The following is a 22,886-nucleotide window of genomic DNA, read 5'->3' on the forward strand; positions in this document are numbered from 1 at the left end:
ACCCGTTTTACGGAGACTTTCAATGTCCAATTTCGTTTTTGTGCTTGATACCAACAAACGACCGCTAGATCCGGTTCATCCAGGAACAGCGCGTCACCTTCTCAATCAGGGCAAAGCATCGGTATTCCGTCGTTATCCGTTCGCGATTATCTTGAAAGAAGCTTGTCCCGATGCACCTGTGCAAGACCTGGAACTCAAGTTCGATCCTGGCTCTAAGACATCTGGAATCGCAATCAAGCAAGGCAACAAAGTCATCTTTGGAGCCGAATTACAACATCGAGGACAACAGATTAAAGATGCCTTGCTGTCTCGTCGCCAACTTAGGCGGGGAAGGCGAAACCGTAAAACCCGCTATCGTAAGGCGCGATTTCTGAACCGGACTCGTCCTGATGGCTACCTTCCTCCGAGTTTGCAGCATCGGGTTGACACAGTTCTCACCTGGGTTAACCGATTTTGCCGACTAGCTCCAATTGGCAGTATCGCTCAAGAGCTAGTACGGTTTGACCTGCAACTGATGCAGAACCCTGAGATTTCAGGTGTTCAGTATCAGCAGGGAGAATTGCAAGGCTACGAAGTCAGGGAATATCTATTGGAGAAATGGAGCCGGAAATGCGCTTACTGTGGGGTTGAGAATGTACCGCTAGAGATTGAGCATATCCAGCCTCGCTCAAAAGGCGGCTCTGACCGAGTTTCTAATCTTTCGCTTGCCTGCAATCCTTGCAACCAAGCGAAAGGCAATCAGGACATTCGAGAGTTCCTAGCAGGCAAGCCTGACCTGCTCAATCGCATTCTGAAACAGGCAAAATCACCGCTCAAAGATGCGGCAGCAGTCAACTCTACCCGATGGGCGCTATTCAACGCACTCAAGGCAACGGGCTTGCCCATCAGCAGTGGGACGGGGGGACAAACCAAGTTCAACCGGACTCGATTAAATTTACCCAAAACTCACTGGCTCGATGCTGCGTGTGTTGGACAGATTGATTCACTCTTATTCCTAGCCTCGAAGCCGTTGCTGATTGCAGCAAAAGGGCATGGAACCCGTCAGATGTGCGGTACAGACAAGTATGGTTTTCCATCCCGCCATCGCTCACGGATTCAGGTTCACAAAGGCTTTCAGACTGGCGATATTGTTGCCGCCACTGTCACGACAGGCAAGAAAATCGGCTCCTACGTGGGTCGTGTTCTTTGTCGTGCTTCTGGCAGTTTTGATATTGCAACCAAAGCCGGACGTGTGGCAGGAGTCAGTCACAAATATTGTAACCCTATTCATAGGAAAGACGGTTATGCCTATACATTCTGAATCTGGCAGTCTCACCCCCATCGAGGGGGATTCGCCTGCCTTGGGGGACTATTCCTCCCCACGTCTGAAGCCGGGGGCAACTCGTCCCCCAAACCCCCTATTTTCGGTGAGTGTGTAGGGGCGGGTTTTACTATTATCGTTTTTTTCCGCCCCAATGTGACTAAACCCGCCCCGATAGAGTTTTGAATGTGATCATTGTGCGACATAAGACTTAACTTGCTGGGAGAGAAGCGAGTATGACGAATGACAAATAACCAGTACTTATCGGTATCCTATAGTTAATCGCTTGCGCTAAACCTTGACCTTGTTAATCGCATCTACTACATTGCCGTATCCAGTGCTTATGAAATTCACACCAGACATGAAAATCCTGGTTCAGGGCATCACCCAACCTATTGGTTCCTATTATGCCGCCAGAATGAAAGCTTATGGCACAAATCTAGTGGCTGGGGTTAGTGCAGGTCAAGGGGGTCAGACATTGCATGGTATTCCCGTCTTTGACCTCGTAGAAGAGGCGTTATCCGTTGCTGGATATTGCGACGCCACGATCATTTTTGCCGAATCCTACAGCGCCTTGGATGCAGCGTTAGAAGCCATAGACGCTGGATTGTCGCCAATTATTCTAGTGACTGGCGGGATTCCACCTCTGGATATGATTCACTTGTTAGCCAAAGCTAAAGCCAGGGAAACCCTGATTGTTGGACCGAGTAGCTCGGGGATTATTGTGCCAGGAAAACTTTTACTGGGGACTCAGGAGTGTGAATTTTATCAGCCTGGTACAATTGGTGTGATTAGCCGGGTCAGTAATCTCTCTTATGAAGTGGCTTTGGCGTTAACTGAAGCTAAACTTGGACAATCCATTGCCGTGAATCTCGGTAGTGAAGCCATTATTGCCTCCTCATTTCGCCAATGGCTGGAAATTCTCGCCCAGGATAAACGTACAGAAGCCATTGTCTTAGTGGATCAGACGGGGGGCGATAGTGAAGAACAAACAGCAGAGTTTATTGCTCAAGCCATAGAAAAACCCGTGATTGCCTATGTTGCGGGACAATATACCCCTGAAGATAAACAAGTCGGGGATACCAGTGCCATTATCGCCGCTCAGCTATCCGGACCGATCGCGAATACGACAACGGCTCAACATAAGGTGGCGGCGTTCAAACAGGCAAATATACCTGTCGCTGAGTATCCTTCCCAAATTCCCGACTTGGTGAAAAAGGCGCTCAAATATCATTAAAAAGAAACGGAGAACGGGCAACCGGGAACAGTACCAGTATGGCTTGGGGATTTTGAACCCAACCCAAACATCTAACTGATAGAAGTTGGGATTTCCGACAGGAGTGCACGGGCTTCTTAATGATTTTACCGAGAAAATAAAATAGGGGGTGACACCCCCCACCCCCAAGATGCTATACTGTGTTATGTATATGCACCCTGATGATCGGGAGAGTCGCCTATTCTATAGGGCTCTCCTTTTTTATCTTCTTGTGGGGGGAGAGGGGGAGCTATAAGACCCACGCTGTACTCTTGCTGTCAGCGTTGGGATACATGGACTCTCCCAATTTAATTTTACGGGATTCAATATCCCTAAAATTAACAAATAAAGTCGAAGCTTTCTTGCTTGTTTTTGTCAGAAATGATAGAGCCTACACTATAATCGCAAGATTTAGTGTAGGAGGAGGTCACTTGATCTTGACCACGGTGGCGGCGAAAAATCATTTGAATTGGGGGTGACACCCCTCACCCCCAAAATGCTATACTATGTTAAGTAGATGCACCCTGATAATCGAGAGAGCCACTTATAGGCTCTTTTTTTTCTCTTATTCAAGATTAATAGGTAAGTTCGGCAACGTAAATAGGGGTCAGACCCCTCAACTAAACGGTCATGCATCCAAGTCAAACTTGATCAGCGACCTCTTTTTTTGGGAAAATAAGCGACGGTAGCACGTAATATCAGGTTCGGCTGTATATTGCGTTTATATAGCCTTAATTATTCGGCAGGAAGCATTACCCTTCTACTCTTTTACCCTTTTACCCCCTCCCCATGACTTTACCTGAATCAAGCCGATTGCAATTGACCCCAGACTTGAACATCTGTCGCATCTTAAATGGTTTATGGCAAGTATCTGGCGCTCATGGACGCATTGATCCCAAAAAAGCTATCCCCAGCATGTTTTGTTATCTGGATGCTGGCTTTACCACCTGGGATCTGGCAGATCATTACGGACCGGCTGAAGATTTTATTGGCGAATTTAGGCGTCAATTGGTCGCTACTCGCGGTGAGGAGGCGTTAGGGAATATACAAGCTTTTACCAAATGGGTGCCACGCCCGGGTTCAATGACTCGACAATGGGTTGAGAAAAATATTGATCGCTCTCGCCAACGGATGGAAGTTGAAAGCCTAGACTTGATACAATTTCACTGGTGGGACTACCGCGATCGCAACTATCTGGACGCCCTCAAGCAGATGGCACAACTGCAAGCAGAAGGCAAAATCAAGCACCTGGCGTTAACCAATTTTGATACCGAACACCTAAAAATTATCATCGACGCCGGGATCAAAATCCTCTCCAATCAAGTTCAGTATTCCCTAGTTGACCGCCGTCCTAAAGTCAAAATGGAGCAGTTTTGTCAAGACCATGACATTAAACTTTTCACTTATGGCACAGTCTGCGGTGGCTTGTTATCAGAAAAATATTTAGGAAAACCTGAACCAGGTTGGACAGAACTGTCTACGGCTAGCTTGAGAAAATATAAAAACATGATTGATGGGTGGGGCGGTTGGAATTTATTTCAAGAATTGCTCACCGTACTCCAGGACATAGCAACTCAATATAAGGTGAGTATCTCGAACGTAGCTGTTCGGTATATTCTCGATCAGCCAACCGTAGCGGGTGTAATTATTGGTGCGAGGTTAGGCATATCTGAACACATAGAAGATAACGCCAGAGTATTTAACATGACCCTCAATGCCAAGGATAAGGAGAAGATTGAAGCGGTATTGGTCAAGTCGCAAGACTTGTATCAAATCGTCGGAGATTGTGGCGATGAATATCGGCGATAAAGATATCTATGCCCTTCGCTTCACTCAAGGGCATACTTTGTACAGACATTCCGGCGGAACGTCTTCACTTCTTTTGACCACTAACTGTGCTTAGGTCAGCCGACAATCTTGCACGTTGCTGGATCGCTGGAAAAGAAATTCCTGAATCTGTTATGCCGAGGACGTATACTCTAAACTCAAGAATAACCAGAAAAACAGCAGACCAATGGAACACTCTCCCGTTGACGCCCAACCTGATGCTCAATCGGCGTCATCGGCGTCTCCTCATTGGACGCCATTTGATCGCACGATGATGCAACGGTGCATCGAACTTGCTCGCCGTGCCCTCGGACGAACTAGCCCCAATCCTTTAGTGGGTGCTGTCATTGTCCGGGATGGAGAGATCGTGGGAGAGGGATTTCATCCAGGGGCTGGTCAACCCCATGCAGAAATCTTTGCCCTACGTCAAGCGGGTGAAACCTCTCAGGGAGCGACCATTTATGTCAACTTGGAGCCTTGTAATCACTATGGACGAACACCCCCCTGCACAGAAGCATTAATTGCCGCAGGAGTCGCCAAGGTTGTCGTCGGTATGGTTGATCCCAATCCTCTGGTGGCAGGTGGTGGAATTGAGCGGCTAAGAAAGGCGGGAATTGACGTTTTGGTAGGTGTGGAAACTGAGGCTTGTCGTCAGCTCAATGAAGCCTTTATTCATCGCATCCTCCACAAGCGTCCCTGGGGAATGTTGAAATATGCCATGACACTAGACGGCAAAATTGCCACCACCAGTGGTCACAGTGCTTGGGTGACAGGTCAAGAGGCGCGGCGGTATGTGCATCAGCTACGGACGGCTTGTGATGCTGTAGTCGTGGGTGGTAATACTGTGCGTCTGGATAATCCTTATCTCACCAGTCATGATACCGATACCCACAATCCGTTGCGAGTTGTCATGAGTCGCACCTTAGACTTGCCGATCAATGCCCATTTATGGGAAACCGCTAATGCTCCCACGTTAGTTTTGACTGAGATTGGAGCCAATCCGGATTTACAGCACCAGCTAGTGAACAAGGGAGTAGAAGTCATTGAAATGACGCCTCTGACACCCGCCAAGGCAATGGCGTATCTGTACGAGCGACAGCTTTCAACGGTGTTATGGGAATGTGGTGGGATCTTGGCAGCAAGGGCAATTGCGGATGGCTCTGTCCAAAAGGTACTGGCATTTATTGCCCCGAAAATCGTTGGCGGCAAAGCAGCGCCTTCACCTGTTGGGGATTTGGGACTAGCAACAATGACAGACGCCCTGACGCTCGAACGAGTCAGTTGGCGTCAGCTTGGATCAGATTATGTTGTGGAAGGCTATGTGCCAGGAGTTATGAATTATGAATTATGAATTATGAATTTTTCAGCCTATTAGTCGGTAATCTGGGTTGGCAGTCAGTGGTTGTCAGTACATGGCTGCGCTGGCGACAGATGATCAGGAGTCATCATTATCAGGAGGAGGAAGAAGAAATTGTGACGGGTTTTGAGGCAAAAGAAGACTCAGCTTTATTAAAACAGCGACAAGCCAACAGCACCATTGACCGCATGAGTCATCCGGAACAACCTTCAGTTGACCCGCAACTGGTTGGCTGGGAATTCAAAATTGTGCGATCGCACCGGGACTTATTTCATAAACCGGCTGTGTTTCAACAACTGTGTGAAGAAGAAGCCCTGGCAGGTTGGATTCTACTAGAAAAACTTGATGATCGGCGAGTCCGATTTAAACGACTGATTGCTTTACGGAATATCATTGATCCCCAACAGCTACCTTTTGACCCCTACCGTTGCTATTATGGGTCGTCATGGACTGCCCAAAGCTGGTTAGGTCTATTCGCCGTGTTGATGGCAATTGCTGTTCCTGCTTGTTTGAGCTATACCCTAGTTTCAACCCTGCTACACGACTCTCCAGAGTCTTCACCCCCGTCTCCTTATCAGGATATACCTGCCCAAGATTTCCCACCTGCTCAGTGATACCAAATCCGGGTTAGCCACCCCCTTTATAAGCTGAACATAGTTTTTGTCCAAATTGTAATGCAAACTCGGCATTGTCTATATTTAATTGTTTTCACAGAATAAATTAGGAGTCAGACCTCAAGTATGATTAGATCTGACTCCGAGATAGTTAACAGATGCACCTCAATTAATCACAACTTGCCTTAAACACGCAGTGGTGGCTTTGTCACCTTCAACCCGGCTTCTTCTTGCACATATTCCTCAATGTCAATCGAGACCGATTCTACATTCCAGATATCTTGACAATACTCCCGGATTGTGCGGTCTGAGGAAAACTTGCCTGTGCGAGCCGTATTCAGAATCGACATGCGAATCCAATTGTCTTGGTCGCGATAGGCATGACTAACTCGATCTTGGCAATCGATGTAAGATTGATAATCGGCAAACAACAGGTACTCATCTTTGTAGAGGAGTGAATCCACAATTGGCTTGAACAAGTTTGGATTCTCAGGATAGAAGTCACCCGCAGCCATGCGATCAATTACCTCTTTTAATTGAGCATTGCTATGGTAGTAGTCCATCGGGTTGTATCCCCGGGCTTTCAAGTCAAATACCTCTTGTGCGGTTAAACCAAACAAGAAGAAGTTATCAGCCCCCACAGCTTCCCGAATTTCAATATTCGCCCCATCCAAGGTGCCAATGGTTAGCGCTCCATTGAGGGCAAACTTCATATTGCCTGTACCGGAAGCTTCTTTACCTGCTGTGGAAATTTGCTCGGAAAGATTTGCCGCCGGATAAATCTTCTGGCCCAAAGAGACAGAAAATCCCTCCATAAACACTACCTTGATTCGACCACCGACATCAGGGTCGTTGTTGACCACTTTAGCGACAGCATTGATCAATCGGATCACCAACTTCGCCATATAGTAGCCCGGAGCCGCCTTGCCTGCAAAAATGAAGGTTCGGGGTAGGATATCAACTCCCGGATTGCGCTTGATGCGGTTGTATAGGGTAATGATATACAAGACATCTAATAACTGACGCTTGTATTCATGTAATCGCTTCACCTGTACATCAAACAAGGAATTGGGATTGACTTCTACGTCATTAAACAGCAAAATATAGTCCACCAACTCTTGCTTGTGCTGCTGCTTAATCGCGGCAAAGCGTTGACGAAATTCCGGATCATCGACAAAGGCTTCCAGTTTTTTCAGGTCTTCCAGGTTACTCACCCAATTGCCACCAATTTTTTCCGTAATCAAGTCGGAAAGTTGGGGATTACTCAGCAATAGCCAGCGGCGCGGGGTAATGCCATTGGTTTTGTTGTTGAATCGTTCGGGGAACATTTCATAGAAATCGTGCAGAACTCGCTGCTTGAGCAACTCTGTATGTAGTGCTGCCACCCCATTAATGCTATGGCTACCGACACAAGCTAAGTGTGCCATGCGGATAAATTTTTCGCCACCTTCTTCAATCAGGGACATGCGTTGTAGCCGATCCCCATCACCGGGATATTTCACTTTGACCTGTTCGAGGAAGCGGTGGTTAATTTCGTAGATAATTTCCAGATGTCGAGGAAGTAAACGCTCGAATAAGCGGACGGGCCAACGCTCTAGGGCTTCGGATAGAAGGGTATGGTTGGTATAGCCAAAGGTGTGCTTGGTGATGTACCAAGCTCGGTTCCATCCCAATTGATACTTATCCACCAATAGCCGCATCAATTCGGCAATCCCAATCGAGGGATGGGTGTCATTGAGCTGGATGGCGACTTTTTCGTGGAACTGGTCAAAATTCCGGTAAGTGCGGCGGTAGGTGTTGATAATGTCTTGTAGAGAACAGCTAACGAAGAAATACTGCTGTTCTAGGCGCAGTTGTTGACCCTGAGAGGTATTATCGTTGGGATACAGAACTTTTGAAATATTCTCGGAGAATATCTTGTCTGTAACCGCGCCGGCATAGTCTCCACTGTCAAACACTTGGAAGTTAAACTCTTCAGAGGCACCTGCCCGCCACAGACGTAGAGTATTGACTGTGTTGTTATGGTATCCCGGTACGGGTGTATCGTAGGGGGTTCCTAAGACTTTGCGATCAGGAATCCAACGCACCCGGTATTGACCTTTATCATCATGATACCCTTCGGTATGTCCGCCAAACCCGACTACAACGGTTAACTCTGGATGGCGAATTTCCCAGGGGTTGCCGAAACGCAGCCATTTATCGGGATGTTCGACTTGAGCGCCCTCTTCAATGCGCTGATCAAAGATGCCAAATTCATAGCGAATCCCGTAGCCCATGGCTGGAATTTCTAAGGTAGCAAGGGAATCCAGAAAACAGGCGGCTAAACGACCTAATCCCCCATTTCCCAGTCCGGGTTCAGGTTCAAGTGACATTAAATCATCCAGCTTTAACCCTGATTCTTCTAAGGCTTGACAAACTCGGTCGTACATATTCAGGTTGAGCAAATTATTGCTTAACTGACGACCCATTAAAAACTCTGCTGAGAGATAATAAACGGTTTTGACCTCTTTTTGCAGGTAGGTTGTTGTGGTATTAATCCACCGATGCAGCAAGCGATCGCGTACCGTATAAGCCAAAGCCATGTAGTAATCGTAGGGGGTGGCTAAGAACTCATTCTTGCCCTGGATGTAGTACAGGTTATCGGCGAAGGCACGTTTTAGCGTCTCCACCGTCATCCCGGTGCGATCGTCTTCTACTTGAATTTCCGGGAGGCAGACGTTCGATTGGATGGGTTGATTGCTGTTGGGTTCAAAAACTTGGTTATTCATACAGACTGGTTGTTACTGATGACACGATTTAATATCGCTCCCCCTGCTACTCTAGTCTCTAAAATTGGCGATGCCAAGGTGTCAGACGTTGGGGTTTTCGTTCCTTCTACCAGCCAGCTTAACCGCACCAGACCACGATCCGGAACGTCTGTGCAAAAATCTGCTATCTGCTGGCGCTAAGTGTTCTGTGGAGTCGGTTCCACTTCAGGTGCGATCGCTCTGGTGAACCGCTTGGTATCGGGATGTTTCTACTGACTTATTACTTGTCTTAGTCATCGATTCGCGGATTTTTGGTTAACAAATGTTTATGAAATCAGGAGATAGTTAATCATGGTAGTCAAAACTTGTCTTTGTTGTGGTCATCCCCTCTTGCGCCACGTAAGACGACAAGGTGTCTATTGGTTTTGCACAGTTTGCCATCAGGAGATGATTCCCCTAAAGCCAAGCCAGTCATCTATTCGTATCGATACTCTAAAGCATAAGCCGAGCAGTCAGATTGTGCAACGAACTGTTGTCGAGACCGTTCATGTTTGGTCTCTACATAAATGATGCGTCCTAACCGCTATGGCGATTGCTATACAAGTTAATGGTTGGGGTCAGGGCGGGTTTATTGAAGTAGGGGGTTTGTCGCAACAGGTAACGGTAAAACCCGCCCCTACAAGTCATTTTGTTTGTTCTGTGCCTTGTTTTAATTTCAGATGAAACGGGACTAAAACTAAGGGGCAAGTTGTGCGATCGCGCTGCCCCCTTTACAATCGAGTCCGCGCAGGCGGACGAAAGGCAAGTGTAGCTGCGATTTTAATCGCCACGGCTCGATATCACGTATCCACCATTAGCTTAAGCCGCACAATTTGTTCCCCTGTTTCATCCAGGGGAACTTCAATCACATCATTGGTAAGACGATCCAAACAATTGAGCAGCGATCGCAGATGGGGGGTACTTGCCCCAGTATCCACGTATAATCGGTCAGATAGGCTACTCAACCGTTTCCAGCTCGTATAAAGTTTACCCACGGTTTGCTCCAACACTAAAGCCTGTTTGACCAAATCAGCCGCCGTATTCAAACAGTCTAACCGCAGGGCTTCTTGGAGTGCCAATTCCATATCCAAAGATGAATGCTGAATGGCTTGCACTTGGGCGGCGGCGTCAAGGTATTTCGCCAAGAAACGGGCATCTGATGTCGTTTGCTTCACCGTATCCACATCAGGATTTGCCGCCACTTCCTCTTGTAACGGTTTCAGGTGGGATTCTGGCAACTTCTCCATTTCTTTCACCAACGGTGCTAGATAACGGGCGGGCATGGTTCCGGCTGAGGCTTTTTCCTTGACTTCATCGGGGAGTAACTCTGAGGACATGGCTGTCCATTCATCGGCTAGCTGTTTCACCTCACGCCGCGTAATCCGATCGCCCTGTTGCGCCTTATCGGTAACTAATTGTTGCACTTCGGGGGCAGATTTGGCGGTTTCGACAAATGCTCGTTTACTGAAATTGCGGATCGCATCGGGGTTGAGTTTACCTTCGGCGAGGAGGGTATCGGCACTATTTGCCAGTTCAATCAGGGAATAAGCTTGACTTTTGCTAATTTCGCGACTTTTGAGCCAGTTGAGAAAGCCTGTACCGCGTCCATCCCCCCCTTTTTTTTCGCGATCGCGCACCACACGCAGAATCCGCCCGCGCCAGATCTCGGTTTGTAAGTCGAAGCGATCGCACACTCGCCAAGCGTTATCAACGAGTTGCTGAAAATCGTACTCCTGAATCTCCTCATCCTCTGGATCAGGAAGTTGGAAATTCAAGTCAACGGGTTCTTCGAGGACAGCCGCGAGTTCGGCAGTGGATTCGGGGATTTCAACCATAGGGATGCAATCGTCGAGGGATCAAACGGGGTTATTACAGCTTCTCAAATTATAGAGGGACGCCACCAATAGAGTAATAGGGGTGAGGCAGGTGATGCTAATGCACAAGATATGCCAATCGGCAAGGATTCAGCTCACTTTTTTGGCATCAATTATGCTATGCCTATAGTAAGGTCGGCTACTACCCTGTCCGTAAGATAAGAGCAGATAGTCAGTTAAGGTAATCCTCAACCGATGAAAGTGCTGCACTCGGATAGTAGACTGGCGACTGAAGGGAAGCAGGGGTTGATTTTTCTTTCTTTGCGGTAGTATCTCTAGGAGGAGAATTATGCCGGCTGCGATCGCTCTCTCTATCCAGTCCAACGGGACAGCCATCACAGAGCCGCGAAAACTCTCCCTTTTCTCTCCCCGGCGAGTTGATGATGGGGTTACTCTCATGCTAAGCCAGAGGCAGTCTCTAGGGATAGAGGAAGACGCTACTGGATATCTCGATAAATTTATCAGTTTCATTTTTTTAGAGCTTACACTCTAACGTTAAAGTCTTGTTGTTTCCCTTATGATGACTGCTTCAGGTTATGACTACATTAAATTATCCAATTTCGGTTGATTCCGAACGAATAAATACAGTCAGTATACTTGAAATTATTCCTCAAGAAGTTCTCAAATGGGCTAATAATTTATCCTGGGAGGAGCGACGCTATGTTTTATCGCTGTGTTATTTAATCTGTTCTTTTCCCTTAGATAAACAAGCCGAATTTCTAGACAATTATACAGCCGATGGTTTGGTCGTAAAAATCTTGCAAGAGCAAGCTCCAAAAGATTGGGTTACTCGCTCTTTCCAAAAACTCCACATCAAGCAAAAACTCACGAATACTGTATTGAAAGACTATATTAAACAGTATTACATTCATTCTGCCCAAGATTTACGCACCCAACCTAATCGCGACATCGAGTATTTAGAGGCCGTTCTCCATCTGATCAATGATGCCGAAGAACGAAATAATTTATTTCATTACATTTTAGGCTGTGAAATTATCAAAATGCTTTTTCAAATGAGCTGGTTACAACACGAACGATTCTATCGTTTACAGAAAAATCAGGAATACTTTATTAATCATTATATTAAGCCCATTCAACATGCCCATCGTTTGAATGGTCTTGTTGTACCAAAAGACGAAACACTCTTCTTTGCTAAACGGGATTACTTTATCAAAAACCCGAATATCAAAGACAAAAAGTTAACCGAATTGCTCATGTCTACTTTCACAATTGCTCAAGCTAGCAACCTTGGTTTTTTTATTAGCCATAACCTTGATTTTGTCATGTTTGACTACGACTCTATTTTTAATTGCGAACCCGAATGTATTTTTCTTTGCTGACCACCCTGAAAATTTGTTATCATAATTCTCAGTAGCTGATGTTGTATAGACTGAGGACTACTACAGATTGTAAAAAAAATTAAGCTTGTTCTCTACTATCTAACCTTTTCCATCGCAAAGCTTGACAAACTGAGCTAAAGAGTTGTCTAATATGTCAACGAAGAGACTCAGACGTTCAAAGAGCTGGTAAGTAGTCGGACACAATTAAAGTTGAGCGTGAGGACAAAGGAACTTTTACCAGAGAACGGGGAACAGTAAAGATTTGATGCTTGTTAACATCTCTTAGCATAGCGGACAGAATTTATGTCCAGGTACTTAGAATGTTGAATATAAAATAATAGCGATCGTGAGAAATTTTACTGTTTTTTAAGAATTGTAATCAAATCCGAAACGGAACAGCTCAGTGATCAGTTGTCATATCCCCAAGGATGCTGTTACATTAATTACTTTCCTAACCGTTACCGATCAAACCGTTGTTCATGATAGTTTCAACCATGCTAACCAAGAACTCGAACAGTCTAGAAGCAACTCAAGGGATTGGCGTCCTAGCGAAAATTACATTAGCTGTGAAAAAATGGGCAAATACCCTTCCCTCAGATCAACGAAAGCATATTATGTCACTCTGTTATTTAATGTGTGCGACTTCGCCAGAAATACAAGCCGAGTTGACGGATTTTTTAGACGATTATGTCGCCGATAGCCTAGTTGAGCAGATTTTGCAAGATCGCATCCGCCTTCAGCTAGTCACCAAGTATTTACGAGAATTCTGTATTGAAAAAGAACTGACTCCCTTGGTGTTAAATAGCTATGTTGAACAATTTTGTATTCATTCAGCACAAACATTACAAAAAAAACCAGAACTCTATTTGGAGTTTGTGCTGCGACTGATTCACAGTGCAGAAGAACGCCATGATCTTTTTAATTATATTTTGGGCTGTGAAGTGCTAAAAATGATGTTTCAGATGAGTTGGCTACAACATGAGCGATTGTATCAGCTTCAGAAAAATCAAGAAAGTTTTATCCGAACCTATATTAAACCAATCCAACACGCTCATCGAATTAATGGAATTGTTGTGCCCAAAAATGAAAATCTATTCTTTGCAAAGCGCGATTACTATATCAAACAGCCTAATATTCCGGAAAAGAAACTTGTTGAGTTGGTTGTCTCGACGTTTGCTCATAGAATTGTTATAAATTTAGGGTTTTCAATAGGCTGTAATCTTGATTTTCTAGCGTTCGATTATGAATATATTTATAGTAATGAGGAACCGGATTGTATATTTTATGCCACTGTTTAAAGCATTGGCAGCAAGTAACCAGACATAGGGCAATGAATAATAAATCTACCCCATAATGACCGACTTTGGTCTTTTATGTCCAACGATGATATAGATAAAAATAGAGTCGGTAAAAATTGTTTGTGTTCAAGCTCTAGTTTTTAACCGTTAATTATTGCTAGTAATCCCTTGATGAACAGCAGGCTAAGAGCTGCGATAACTATTACGGCTAAAGTTAACCCGACCAATAGCCAAATCAGAAAAAACCAATCCGTCTGTTTTTGGGGCTGAGGACTATCCCAATAGGTTTCCAATAAGGCAATATTTTTAGCATTCGCTTTCCAGGTTGCATCAGCAATATCGCCCACAATTGGCACAGAACCAATGACTGTATCTAAAAGGATATTCATAACCATTTGTCCTAATAGCGATCGCGGGATACCTATCCGTGCCGCTTCTAGTACAATATAGGCGGAGAACGCTGTTCCTAAAAAATCACCTGCCCCTGGTAACAAACCCAGCAGAGGATCTAACCCGACACGCCACGGTGTTCCCGGAATAGGAATGGCATTGTCGAGCAAATGGCTCAACCGACGCAGACGCCGGAGACTAGAGGTTTTGGAGTCATGGATCATTGGATTTTGGATTCAGATATCTTAGGCACTGTCTTTATTTCAGTTTCCTCAATTGATCGCGCTTTAGCCGCTTGCATTGCCTCTCCTACCGTAAAATTAAGTTGATCTCCTAATAAAAGTACCAGAGATGTCATATATAACCATAGCTGTAAAACAATCACCGCTCCCAAAGCACCGTAAATTTTGTGATAATTGCTGAAATTCGACGCCACGTAATGCCGAAACACACCGGATACAATCGCCCATAATACGGCAGCTAAAACGGCTCCAGGTATAATCGGGGTTCCCTGACGCCAGTGGCTGATGCCAAAGCGGTAGATAATCGCAAAGACTATAGCAACTAACCCTAAGGCAATGAACCAACTTAAAAGCCGTAAGAGCGTCAACAAGATGACTACAATGCTTTTGTATTCTACCAAATTGACCACCCAGCTACTTATAAATAGGATAAAGGAGGCGATGAATAGTAGTAAAACACTGCCTAGAGTTAAACCCATAGCAATCAACTTAGCTTTCCAAAAGGGTCGGCTTTTTTCCGAAGGAATTTGATTAATTTGGTCGAGGGCATTCATCGCCGCATTCAGCGCCCCGGAAGACACCCAAATTGCCATGATGAAGCTCAGCGAAAATAAACCGCGATTGTCTGTGAAGTTGATTCCATCGGCAAAATTACGCATCAGTTGCAGCGCTTCTTCGGGTGCCACTTCCCCTAACTGATCGGCTGGATTTGTCCAGGGTAAAAATTGTTTGAATAACTCAATGACCGTGAAAATCACCAAAATGGCTGGAAACAGGGCTAACATGGCGTTATATGCCATCTGAGAGGACAAACTCAAAAGTCGATGTTTCAAGGCACGGCTAACGGTGATTCTCAGGGTTGCCAGATTCAGATAACGGAAAAAATGCAAGAAACGGAGTAGACGGGGACGTAGCATAAATAATAGGTTGGCTAGCAGTATCATTCACCATTACTGTGGCAAATTTTTTGACCATTAAATACCAAAAGGAGTCACTCTAGGGAGCTACACAATGCCCTATTTGTCCAGAACCCCCTACAGGAGCAGTGTGCGATGAGCAATGATGTCAGACAGTGGTTAGCCGAAATCAAGGAACTGAAACAGCAACTCGCCGATAGTATTCGCGATCGCGATGCTGCCAATGAATCTGCCGCCAATTGGCGTCGCCTCTACAATACAGAAGCCCAGCAACGCCGCACCGAAGCTCGACTGGCACAACAACAGATCGATGCCTTAAACCTGGAAATCCAGCAACTGCAACAGGAGAAGGATGTTCTTAAAGCTCAAGATCCCGACGCCACCTGTGCCATTGAACAGGAGGTGGCAAAACTGCAAACATTAGAACAGTTGCAACAAAAACTAATCCAGGTGATGATGGAGCGCGATCGCCTCATTGATGCCTTGAAAATTGAGCAAGCCAATCACGCCCAAACTCGCAACAGCTTAACGGCTGTCATTGGCGATACGATTGACCAGTTGACCAAGCAACGTGGCACGGCAGAAAAATGAGAGATTAGGAATCATGAATTATGTATTAATTTTGAATTATGAATTATAAATTTATGTATTTTAATTAAAAATGTAACAATTTTGTCATCGTTTCTCTCTCTAAAGGCAGAGGCATTATCTGATCTCTGGATAGAATAGCGGGAAAAATAAACAGAAACATTTTCATGCTTAAGGAGTATCTTTCTGTGAGAGTGCCTTTGTCAGGGAATCGGCATTTACATTTTGGCTCATTTAATGAGATAATAGAAAAGTGAGGTAAAGAACGGAAAAAAAATTAAAGATAAAGGGGGAACTTATGAAATATAAGATTCTAGCAATGTTAACCTTACTTACTCCCCTAGTGTTCGCTAGCTCCGTCAAAGCTGAAAATCCACTTCATGTGCAACAGTTATTATCCACTGGAGCATGTGCAAACTGCGATCTATCGGGAGCCAATCTCAGAGGTGCCCATTTGATTGGTGCTGACTTGAGAGAGGCAAATCTGCAAAGCGCCAACCTGAGCCACGCGAACCTTGAAGGTGCTGATCTACGCGGGGCAAATTTGGCAGGGGCGAATTTAACAGGCGCTTTTGTCACCAATGCGGATATGAAAGAAGCGAATTTGAATCGGGTAGATTTTACGGAAGCCACAATTTACGATGCCAACGTATATGGTGCATCAATGCAGGATATGACCATCAGCGATGCTGATATATTCTACACAGGCATCGGTGTAGGGGGTGAAGGAGCAGAAGACGTCGTTCCAGATTGGTATTAGTCAACTGGCTCCTTTCCTGCTCTAAGACTATCTAGGCTGAAATAGCAGGGTAAGCAAAGGTAACCCGCTCTCGCTGGGTTACCTTTACTTAGTTTTTCCGTAGTCCTTGTCAAGGGGACGCAAGGGCAAGTGTAGCTGCGATTTTAAAGAAGGTAACGGATGACCAATGACAGTGAAACCCTTGCCCAACTCAAAACGGCGATTTTAAAGGCACAGACGGTGGGTGACATCTACGCCGTGATTGAAGACTATACGTATCAAGAGTTTGAGCAGGTTTATCAGAAGCTGACACCGAACCAACAGACAAGATTAGAAGCAATTCGCGATCGCTACACCCACCTCCAACTGATAGCGATCCATCAGCCATCAAACTTGACCATTGCGTGACATCCTCCTACACCGACTTTACAAGTACGGCTTAGGCTTCTTTCAGTACAACCGTTAGGTTATACCTCCAGCGTTTTATAGTGGGGGTATGCCCAGCCCCACTTCTAGCCAAGTTGCCAGAAAAAAATCTACTTATGAAGATTCGCTTTTGCGATCAAGTCACCAGCTTTTACAGCTTTGTAAATGAAAGGCAAAAACAATTTGCTAAATCTATCAAGATGGTAGCTTGCAAAAAACAAGTTGTCAATATATAAACTGGCGATTCATCCCACGCTTCCCTAGGGGTAGGACGTGGGGCTTCTCGCCAATTAAGCTAAAACCTCTCCCACAGCTACCCGCATACCATTGGCAAAGTCCCAAGCAGACTGAGCGCGTTTGCCAGCTAGCTGGACTTGGCGCAGTAACAACAATCCTTCACCTGTTTGAATAATCAGTCCAACTCCCTTAATAATACTAACCACTTCTCCGGGACGCCCAGACGCTTCCCGTACAGACAACCACTGTTGCTCCGGAATCTTTAAATCTGTAGGCAATTGGGGGAAATAAGCCTCTCCCAGAGGAACAGTTGCCAGGATTTTCAGCGATTGATCCCGAAATGAGGCGACACAATTCGTTATAAATCCTCTGATCTGATTGTGTATGGCTATGGCAGAGCGCGACCAATCTACAGCATAATCTGACTTTTGAATCAAGGGTGCATAAGTGGCTTGGGAATCATCTTGGGCGATGGGTTGAACCTCCCCTTGGTTTAGCTTCAGCAGCGTTTCGATTAACAAATCCGCACCTAGATCAGACAGTCTTGCGGCTAAGTCATGGGCGTCATCCAATAAGCCAATGGGTGTGTGAGCCTTCAGTAACATCGGTCCTGTGTCCATCCCAGCATCCATCAGCATGGTGGTAATACCCGTTTCTGTTTCGCCATGGTACAAACACCACTGGATTGGGGCGGCTCCCCGATAGTTCGGCAGAATTGAACCATGGACATTCACACAGCCGAGTCTGGGTATATCTAGAATTTCTGGGGACAGAATTTGTCCATAGGCGACAACGACAAATACATCTACCTCAGCTTGTTTGAGTTGACTGAGGGTTTCCCTATGCTTTTTCACCCGTTTGGGTTGCCAGACTTGCAGTTGATGGGTGAGTGCCAGGGTTTTTATCGGTGAAGGGGATAGCTGATTCCCCCGCCCTCGACGTTTATCGGGTTGGGTTACTACACCCAGAACATTAAATTCTGAATGGTTAATTAAGCGTTCTAAAGTGGGTACGGCGAATTGAGGCGTACCGAAGAAAATAACGTTCATCTTTTCAGTCAAAAATAAATACTAAACTTTTACTGATCTCTTGATCGACAAATGTGACGAATGACAAATTTATTCAACAGCAATTTCAATCCGGCGATTGCGCTGTTGATTTGCATCGGTATCATTTGACACAAGGGGACGAATTCCACCGTAACCGACAACCAACCAGCGATAGTCATCCCCCAAAGCACGATCGAAATATTGCTCCACGGCTTTGGCACGACGAAAGGATAGTTCACGATTATTCTCAGGTTCACCCAGGCTGTCTGTATGAGCGGCGATGCGAATGGTACTTGAGGGATAGTTGCGTAAATCCGCAATAATTTTGTCTAAAATCAAGCCCGCTTCCGGACGCAGTAGGCTGTTATTTCCCTCAAAGAGAACATCACTCGGTAAAGTTACCTTCAATGTTTGGGTTGAGCCGAACGAGTCCGATGGGGCTGCCATGATCGTAGCATTCGGATTATTCCCATTTGATGTTGCCTCTTCAGGGGGAGGTTGAACACCTTCGAGTTGCAGCGCGATCGCTTGCAATCGTGCTTCTAAGGATTCATTAGGGCGACTACTACCCAGTTGGGCTTCTAATGTGGCAACTCCCTCACTCAATGCTCGCAGTTGACCTTGCAGTTGAGTGAGCTGGGCTTGCACCTGTTGCCTCTGTACAGGGGTAAGTTGAAGTGACGAACCCGTCGGTTCTGGTATCGATGTTGGGGTAGTATGGGGAGAAACAACGGGCGTCCGCCCTTCAAAAGGGGTTGCCATTTTGAGGAATAAGGGTTTCTCTGGGTTGGTTCTGGGATAGAAAGTGGCAAGGACAATGCCTACAATTAGGGCTAAGCCTCCACTGACGCCCAATAGTAGCACTCGGAATATAAAAATGAGAAACCAAGGGCGTTGAGACCTCAAAGAGGCAGAAGTAGTTTTATCTGCTGAACGAGCCGATTGGATCACCGATTTTCCTGAATTTTATTCAGACCCTAGAAGAATAACACCAATACATCCATTAATTCGATCATGCCACTTGCCAGAAGTTTGTCACCACCTCTAACCCGACAAGGAAGACAGGGTACACAGGTACACAGGTGCAAAAAAGACAAGGGAGAATACCCCGATCACCAGTCACCTTTTCCCCAATCACCTCTTCCCCAATCACCCATTCTGAGTCAGGAGTGAAAACTTTCGTAAAAAGGTTGAGTTGGAAGGTTCCTTAGCTTGATATACATAGACTAAAGAACACTGCCATAGTTCCCAAAACGTTGCTCCTCACACAAGACGCAGCGTTTAGCAACCTCACCCATATCGATGTTCAACATAATCGTCCGCTTATTCAGATGGTTTTGCTCACAACCATACCTCTTACTGTTTGCTCCTTGGCTACTGATGACTTATAACGTATCTGCCCAAGCTCAACAGGTTCATACCCCTGAACCAGCCCATTTACCTTTAGAAACAGACCCCCTATCGGTGTCTTCTTCCCCAGCGAATCTCGACGTGACTGAAGAAATTGCTCCCGATATGATTGAGACTCTAGAGCAGATTGATCCTCTCGATAGTCCTCATCCTGTCCCTTGGAATTGGGTGTTGACAACCCAAGCTGAACTAGCGGCGAGTGAAACCTTCGGTTTACGCTACTACCGCAGCCAATCATTAATTTCTCCAGACGGTCAATATGCTGCCTATAGCCGCATTTCCATGCAAGGGCAACCTGAACTATACCGCAGCCGGGTTACCAGTGTGATGTTTCTGGAAGATTTGCAAACTGGGGATTTGCAAACGCTCACGGCGTCATCTCCCTTATCTGATAATCCTTTAGTCAGTAACGAAGATGCGGATATGCCAGGAACATTCGCTATTTTGCTCCCTGTCTCTTGGTCACCGTCTAGCGATCGCCTTTTGTCACGACAGTTTGAAGGCTTGTTCAGTACATCCTTTGCCTCGGATTATGCGGTGATTTGGGATCGCCAAAAAAATCGCACCTATACTGTCGCACCTGAACCCATTGACTATAACCATGCTGTGTTATTGGGGTGGAGTCAAACCCATCCGGATCAGGTTCTGTTTCGAGTTGGTGAACTTGGTGAGGAGCGTTGGCCCGTGTTGTCTGTTGATTTCCGAGGTGAAACCACCCTCGCCTTTGAAGATGAACCAATTGTGTATGGTCAAGTGGTTAACCAGGTTTGGACTGGACCTCAAGCACGTTGGTAAACACAAGGGTAAATAGCACAGAGTAGGGACAGTTTATGAATTGTCCCTACTATTTAGAAAGGAAGGTTGACATCCTCCCCGGCGTTTGCCGCACGGGGATTCCTCACCACGCCACTTAAAAAAGATGGTCGCTGAATGGGGGTCATATCTATGCAAAGTTATACATATCTGTCTAGGCAAGACTCAACAGTTTAAGTCTATCTCCACGTTCTTCCCTAGTGTCTACGCTTACCTACTACCCCGCTTTCTGCCTCGTCCATCGTAAAACTCGTGGGACTCCGACCTCAACGAAGTAGGTCGGAGGGGGATAGAGGTCAAACCGCGCCGCTCAATGCGGTAGAGAGTGACAATCCAACTGTTGACACCAGTCCGGTGCTTCGTTGCAACAATTGGACTTTAGAGGCGGTAAACCTTCCTATTCGCTTCCAATTAGCGTTACTCACCGAAACTTGGGTTTTGGTGTCGCCAGAAACGTAACCGTAGTAGGTGATATCCGCTTTAATCGCTTTGACATAATCGCCCTTCCTGAACCCGTGACGGGTAACTGTGCCACCATAACCGCGCCGCTTTCCTCCCTTGGTCTTAATCATTAGGTGTAGTTGGCGGCGGCAGATTGGAGGACGGCTGATTACGGCAAACTGGCACGATGTAACTTCAATAGACCCTAGCCATAAACCACTTCTGCCCTTAACTTGCCGATACCGCATAAACTGGGACGCGGCTATGCAGATACCATCAACGGCATGGGCGGCGGGTGAGGACTCAGCCTTATTCTTAGCTTTGGGTAAACCGAGGTATTTTCTCCGGTTGGATGTGTGCCATCCCTCCTGCGTGTAGACGGTGTAACCGTTAGCTTCCAACTGCTCAATCTGCCAATACTGACCAACCATAGCCGGGCTAAACCCTTTGTCGCCTTTGGCTTTAATCGTCTCAACTACCACATCTGTGAATGGATAAACCCCTGACAACTCTTGTACCACCCGAAGCGCTAACTGTTTATTAGCCCGGATACTAGGGGGTATCTTATTACCTTTGCGGTTATCGAATCGGTGTTGGCGGTGACTGCGTTGGTTAAAGGAAACCTTACGGTTAATCCGTCGCCCTCGTCTCCCTCGCCGCATCATTGCCCGTTGGGTCATTCGCTTGGTCACGTTTTTAAAGGGCAAATTTAGGTGGGCTAAAAACAGAGTCGCCTTGGCTGATTGAACCGCGACGCCGGTGAATAGCTTTCCTGGATCAATTCCAGCCACAATATCTTGAGTTTCCTCTCCTGATGGCGGGTTAACTAACTGGACTTGAAAGATACCTAAATCGTTATGCGTGATTTTAGCTTTACCAGCTTTTAGCCACCGCCGAACGCGGCTAGCTTTAGCTGGCATTAATGGCTTACCGTCTGGCGATAAAACCGGAACTCGTAGCATGGTGATAAACCTCACGAGTGATAGGGGCGAAGCATTGGCGAAGTCAAGTGAGCGGTAAATTGCTTTAATTAACGACGCCAATGCTTCGCCCGTACATAGTCCCCTCGACCACCGCCAATAAGATGTCCTAACAGCCAAGCACCTATAACAAGTAGGTTTGTAGATAATCCAGACTGGGGAAGTATCTGGAAGTACGTGCCAATTGGCGGCTCAATGGTCTATTCAACTCTTGCGTTGCCAGCCCTGTCTCTGGCAATCCCTAATCTCAAGCGATAGCTAGATTAGGGTTGTTGAAAGCCTTAGCTATGGGTGGGTTGGGTAAGCTGGGGCTTATTTATATTGGCAGTGTTACACCATCCAAGCCTCTTTCGTTCCATCCTAGTTTACCTTGGCAGCAGTTTTCAAGGATTACCATCATGTCTCTTCTTAAAAAAATCAGATTATGATAACAGTCTGTACGTCAGCCATTTATCTGTTCTATAACCATCTGAATCCATGGGTCGTATCTGGTATTTTGTCCAAACGGTATTGGGGATTATTTTCCGCCATCCAGTCCTCGGTACAAGTATTATCCCCGTTTTACCCGATGGACAAATTGTACTGATTCGGCGTCGCGATAACGGAAAATGGGGATTACCTGGAGGGATGGTGGATTGGGGACAAGACATTCCCACCACCGTGAGGCGGGAGTTGGCAGAAGAAACTGGGCTAGAGTTGCTGGCAATTCGCCGATTGGTGGGAATCTACTCAGCACCCGATCGCGATCCCAGAGTTCATTCAGTTTGTGTTGTAGTCGAAGCGGAGGTTCAGGGAACAATGCAGATACAAGATATGTGGGAAATTACGGAAGTTCAAGCCTTTGAACGTTCAGCCATCCCCATGGACTGTCTGAGTCACGATCATGGGCGACAGTTGCAGGACTATTTTGACGGTAAAACCACTGTTGCCTAATTTTGAGTTTTGAGAGCTAGACGTAGCCTGCTACTTTAAGTGTTGAGTTTTGAAACACCCGGCAACTAGG

The 22,886-nt window shown here is 46.1% G+C and carries 22 protein-coding genes; 14 read left to right on the forward strand and 8 right to left on the reverse strand.

What is annotated here, in order from left to right; translation table 11 throughout:
* Positions 1 to 22: 22 nt before the first annotated feature.
* The 6 genes from iscB (at position 23) to RLO19_RS28070 (ending at position 6,353) form a co-directional block, all read left to right on the forward strand.
* On the forward strand, positions 23 to 1,300 hold the full coding sequence (iscB, locus tag RLO19_RS28045; protein WP_446360649.1) for an RNA-guided endonuclease IscB: 1,278 nt from the start codon (positions 23 to 25) through the stop codon (positions 1,298 to 1,300).
* Positions 1,284 to 1,418, forward strand: coding sequence for a hypothetical protein (locus tag RLO19_RS28050; protein ID WP_446339582.1), 135 nt, complete (start codon positions 1,284 to 1,286; stop codon positions 1,416 to 1,418). The genes iscB and RLO19_RS28050 overlap by 17 nt, the downstream gene beginning before the upstream one ends.
* 225 nt (positions 1,419 to 1,643) lie before the next feature.
* Complete coding sequence (locus RLO19_RS28055) at positions 1,644 to 2,537, forward strand: succinate--CoA ligase subunit alpha (RefSeq protein WP_446360650.1); 894 nt, start codon at positions 1,644 to 1,646, stop codon at positions 2,535 to 2,537.
* A gap of 807 nt (positions 2,538 to 3,344) precedes the next feature.
* Complete coding sequence (locus RLO19_RS28060; protein WP_446360651.1) at positions 3,345 to 4,364, forward strand: aldo/keto reductase; 1,020 nt, start codon at positions 3,345 to 3,347, stop codon at positions 4,362 to 4,364.
* 205 nt (positions 4,365 to 4,569) lie between these two features.
* Positions 4,570 to 5,733 carry a bifunctional diaminohydroxyphosphoribosylaminopyrimidine deaminase/5-amino-6-(5-phosphoribosylamino)uracil reductase RibD gene (ribD, locus tag RLO19_RS28065; RefSeq protein ID WP_446360652.1) on the forward strand — a complete coding sequence of 388 codons (1,164 nt, stop codon included), beginning with the start codon at positions 4,570 to 4,572 and terminating at the stop codon, positions 5,731 to 5,733.
* On the forward strand, positions 5,730 to 6,353 hold the full coding sequence (locus tag RLO19_RS28070; protein ID WP_446360653.1) for a hypothetical protein: 624 nt from the start codon (positions 5,730 to 5,732) through the stop codon (positions 6,351 to 6,353). Before ribD ends, RLO19_RS28070 begins: the two co-directional genes overlap by 4 nt.
* A gap of 185 nt (positions 6,354 to 6,538) precedes the next feature.
* Here the strand turns inward: RLO19_RS28070 and RLO19_RS28075 are convergent, their stop codons facing one another.
* Positions 6,539 to 9,121, reverse strand: a complete 2,583-nt coding sequence (locus RLO19_RS28075; RefSeq protein WP_446360654.1) for a glycogen/starch/alpha-glucan phosphorylase — start codon at positions 9,119 to 9,121, stop codon at positions 6,539 to 6,541.
* A 70-nt stretch (positions 9,122 to 9,191) separates the two neighbouring features.
* Here RLO19_RS28075 and RLO19_RS28080 point away from each other — a divergent pair, with 70 nt between their 5' ends.
* The gene (locus RLO19_RS28080; protein ID WP_446360655.1) at positions 9,192 to 9,347 is read left to right on the forward strand and encodes a hypothetical protein; all 156 of its coding nucleotides are present in this window, start codon (positions 9,192 to 9,194) and stop codon (positions 9,345 to 9,347) included.
* Positions 9,348 to 9,939: 592 nt separating this feature from the next.
* Here the strand turns inward: RLO19_RS28080 and RLO19_RS28085 are convergent.
* Complete coding sequence (locus RLO19_RS28085; protein WP_446360656.1) at positions 9,940 to 10,974, reverse strand: hypothetical protein; 1,035 nt, start codon at positions 10,972 to 10,974, stop codon at positions 9,940 to 9,942.
* A 129-nt stretch (positions 10,975 to 11,103) separates the two neighbouring features.
* On the reverse strand, positions 11,104 to 11,412 hold the full coding sequence (locus tag RLO19_RS28090; protein ID WP_446360657.1) for a hypothetical protein: 309 nt from the start codon (positions 11,410 to 11,412) through the stop codon (positions 11,104 to 11,106).
* Between the two features lie 137 nt (positions 11,413 to 11,549).
* Here RLO19_RS28090 and RLO19_RS28095 point away from each other — a divergent pair, with 137 nt between their 5' ends.
* Complete coding sequence (locus tag RLO19_RS28095) at positions 11,550 to 12,353, forward strand: hypothetical protein (RefSeq protein ID WP_446360658.1); 804 nt, start codon at positions 11,550 to 11,552, stop codon at positions 12,351 to 12,353.
* A gap of 479 nt (positions 12,354 to 12,832) precedes the next feature.
* Positions 12,833 to 13,651 (forward strand): cobyrinic acid a,c-diamide synthase, encoded by an 819-nt coding sequence (locus tag RLO19_RS28100; protein ID WP_446360659.1) that lies wholly within the window; start codon positions 12,833 to 12,835, stop codon positions 13,649 to 13,651.
* A gap of 140 nt (positions 13,652 to 13,791) precedes the next feature.
* Here RLO19_RS28100 and RLO19_RS28105 read toward each other — a convergent pair whose 3' ends face one another.
* Both RLO19_RS28105 and RLO19_RS28110 read right to left on the reverse strand, forming a co-directional pair.
* Positions 13,792 to 14,265 carry a DUF4112 domain-containing protein gene (locus tag RLO19_RS28105; protein WP_446360660.1) on the reverse strand — a complete coding sequence of 158 codons (474 nt, stop codon included), beginning with the start codon at positions 14,263 to 14,265 and terminating at the stop codon, positions 13,792 to 13,794.
* Positions 14,262 to 15,200 (reverse strand): YihY/virulence factor BrkB family protein, encoded by a 939-nt coding sequence (locus RLO19_RS28110; RefSeq protein WP_446360661.1) that lies wholly within the window; start codon positions 15,198 to 15,200, stop codon positions 14,262 to 14,264. Before RLO19_RS28110 ends, RLO19_RS28105 begins: the two co-directional genes overlap by 4 nt.
* Positions 15,201 to 15,335: 135 nt before the next feature.
* Here RLO19_RS28110 and RLO19_RS28115 point away from each other — a divergent pair, with 135 nt between their 5' ends.
* From RLO19_RS28115 to RLO19_RS28125, 3 genes are all read left to right on the forward strand, one after another.
* Positions 15,336 to 15,791, forward strand: coding sequence for a hypothetical protein (locus RLO19_RS28115; RefSeq protein ID WP_446360662.1), 456 nt, complete (start codon positions 15,336 to 15,338; stop codon positions 15,789 to 15,791).
* Positions 15,792 to 16,086: 295 nt separating this feature from the next.
* A complete protein-coding gene (locus tag RLO19_RS28120; protein WP_446360663.1) occupies positions 16,087 to 16,548 on the forward strand; it encodes a pentapeptide repeat-containing protein in 462 nt (153 codons plus the stop codon).
* Positions 16,549 to 16,707: 159 nt separating this feature from the next.
* Positions 16,708 to 16,935: a hypothetical protein gene (locus tag RLO19_RS28125; protein WP_446360664.1), complete on the forward strand. Its 228-nt coding sequence runs from the start codon at positions 16,708 to 16,710 to the stop codon at positions 16,933 to 16,935.
* A 308-nt stretch (positions 16,936 to 17,243) separates the two neighbouring features.
* On the opposite strand, the gene fmt is transcribed toward RLO19_RS28125, so the two are convergent.
* Positions 17,244 to 18,239, reverse strand: a complete 996-nt coding sequence (gene fmt, locus RLO19_RS28130; protein ID WP_446360665.1) for a methionyl-tRNA formyltransferase — start codon at positions 18,237 to 18,239, stop codon at positions 17,244 to 17,246.
* Positions 18,240 to 18,308: 69 nt separating this feature from the next.
* Entirely contained in the window at positions 18,309 to 19,190 is an 882-nt protein-coding gene (locus RLO19_RS28135) for an OmpA family protein (protein ID WP_446360666.1), read from the reverse strand.
* 429 nt (positions 19,191 to 19,619) lie between these two features.
* Here RLO19_RS28135 and RLO19_RS28140 point away from each other — a divergent pair, with 429 nt between their 5' ends.
* The gene (locus tag RLO19_RS28140; protein WP_446360667.1) at positions 19,620 to 20,444 is read left to right on the forward strand and encodes a hypothetical protein; all 825 of its coding nucleotides are present in this window, start codon (positions 19,620 to 19,622) and stop codon (positions 20,442 to 20,444) included.
* Between the two features lie 314 nt (positions 20,445 to 20,758).
* Here the strand turns inward: RLO19_RS28140 and RLO19_RS28145 are convergent, their stop codons facing one another.
* A complete protein-coding gene (locus tag RLO19_RS28145) occupies positions 20,759 to 21,865 on the reverse strand; it encodes an RRXRR domain-containing protein (protein ID WP_446360668.1) in 1,107 nt (368 codons plus the stop codon).
* Between the two features lie 495 nt (positions 21,866 to 22,360).
* Here RLO19_RS28145 and RLO19_RS28150 point away from each other — a divergent pair, with 495 nt between their 5' ends.
* Positions 22,361 to 22,816 (forward strand): NUDIX hydrolase, encoded by a 456-nt coding sequence (locus RLO19_RS28150; RefSeq protein ID WP_446339840.1) that lies wholly within the window; start codon positions 22,361 to 22,363, stop codon positions 22,814 to 22,816.
* Positions 22,817 to 22,886 lie beyond the last annotated feature (70 nt).

This window comes from Coleofasciculus sp. G2-EDA-02 (genome assembly GCF_040226375.1).
Lineage (GTDB): Bacteria > Cyanobacteriota > Cyanobacteriia > Cyanobacteriales > Coleofasciculaceae > Coleofasciculus.

Coding starts and splice junctions, on each gene's coding strand:
- RLO19_RS28100 (WP_446360659.1), top strand. CDS start 12,833: ATGATAGTTTCAACCATGCTAACCAAGAACTCGAACAGTCTAGAAGCA.
- ribD (WP_446360652.1), top strand. CDS start 4,570: ATGGAACACTCTCCCGTTGACGCCCAACCTGATGCTCAATCGGCGTCA.
- RLO19_RS28140 (WP_446360667.1), top strand. CDS start 19,620: ATGACTTATAACGTATCTGCCCAAGCTCAACAGGTTCATACCCCTGAA.
- RLO19_RS28050 (WP_446339582.1), top strand. CDS start 1,284: ATGCCTATACATTCTGAATCTGGCAGTCTCACCCCCATCGAGGGGGAT.
- RLO19_RS28085 (WP_446360656.1), bottom strand. CDS start 10,974: ATGGTTGAAATCCCCGAATCCACTGCCGAACTCGCGGCTGTCCTCGAA.
- RLO19_RS28125 (WP_446360664.1), top strand. CDS start 16,708: ATGACCAATGACAGTGAAACCCTTGCCCAACTCAAAACGGCGATTTTA.
- iscB (WP_446360649.1), top strand. CDS start 23: ATGTCCAATTTCGTTTTTGTGCTTGATACCAACAAACGACCGCTAGAT.
- RLO19_RS28110 (WP_446360661.1), bottom strand. CDS start 15,200: ATGCTACGTCCCCGTCTACTCCGTTTCTTGCATTTTTTCCGTTATCTG.
- RLO19_RS28145 (WP_446360668.1), bottom strand. CDS start 21,865: ATGCTACGAGTTCCGGTTTTATCGCCAGACGGTAAGCCATTAATGCCA.
- RLO19_RS28080 (WP_446360655.1), top strand. CDS start 9,192: ATGCCAAGGTGTCAGACGTTGGGGTTTTCGTTCCTTCTACCAGCCAGC.
- RLO19_RS28150 (WP_446339840.1), top strand. CDS start 22,361: ATGGGTCGTATCTGGTATTTTGTCCAAACGGTATTGGGGATTATTTTC.
- RLO19_RS28075 (WP_446360654.1), bottom strand. CDS start 9,121: ATGAATAACCAAGTTTTTGAACCCAACAGCAATCAACCCATCCAATCG.
- RLO19_RS28115 (WP_446360662.1), top strand. CDS start 15,336: ATGAGCAATGATGTCAGACAGTGGTTAGCCGAAATCAAGGAACTGAAA.
- RLO19_RS28070 (WP_446360653.1), top strand. CDS start 5,730: ATGAATTATGAATTTTTCAGCCTATTAGTCGGTAATCTGGGTTGGCAG.
- RLO19_RS28105 (WP_446360660.1), bottom strand. CDS start 14,265: ATGATCCATGACTCCAAAACCTCTAGTCTCCGGCGTCTGCGTCGGTTG.
- RLO19_RS28090 (WP_446360657.1), bottom strand. CDS start 11,412: ATGAGAGTAACCCCATCATCAACTCGCCGGGGAGAGAAAAGGGAGAGT.
- fmt (WP_446360665.1), bottom strand. CDS start 18,239: ATGAACGTTATTTTCTTCGGTACGCCTCAATTCGCCGTACCCACTTTA.
- RLO19_RS28055 (WP_446360650.1), top strand. CDS start 1,644: ATGAAATTCACACCAGACATGAAAATCCTGGTTCAGGGCATCACCCAA.
- RLO19_RS28120 (WP_446360663.1), top strand. CDS start 16,087: ATGAAATATAAGATTCTAGCAATGTTAACCTTACTTACTCCCCTAGTG.
- RLO19_RS28060 (WP_446360651.1), top strand. CDS start 3,345: ATGACTTTACCTGAATCAAGCCGATTGCAATTGACCCCAGACTTGAAC.
- RLO19_RS28095 (WP_446360658.1), top strand. CDS start 11,550: ATGACTACATTAAATTATCCAATTTCGGTTGATTCCGAACGAATAAAT.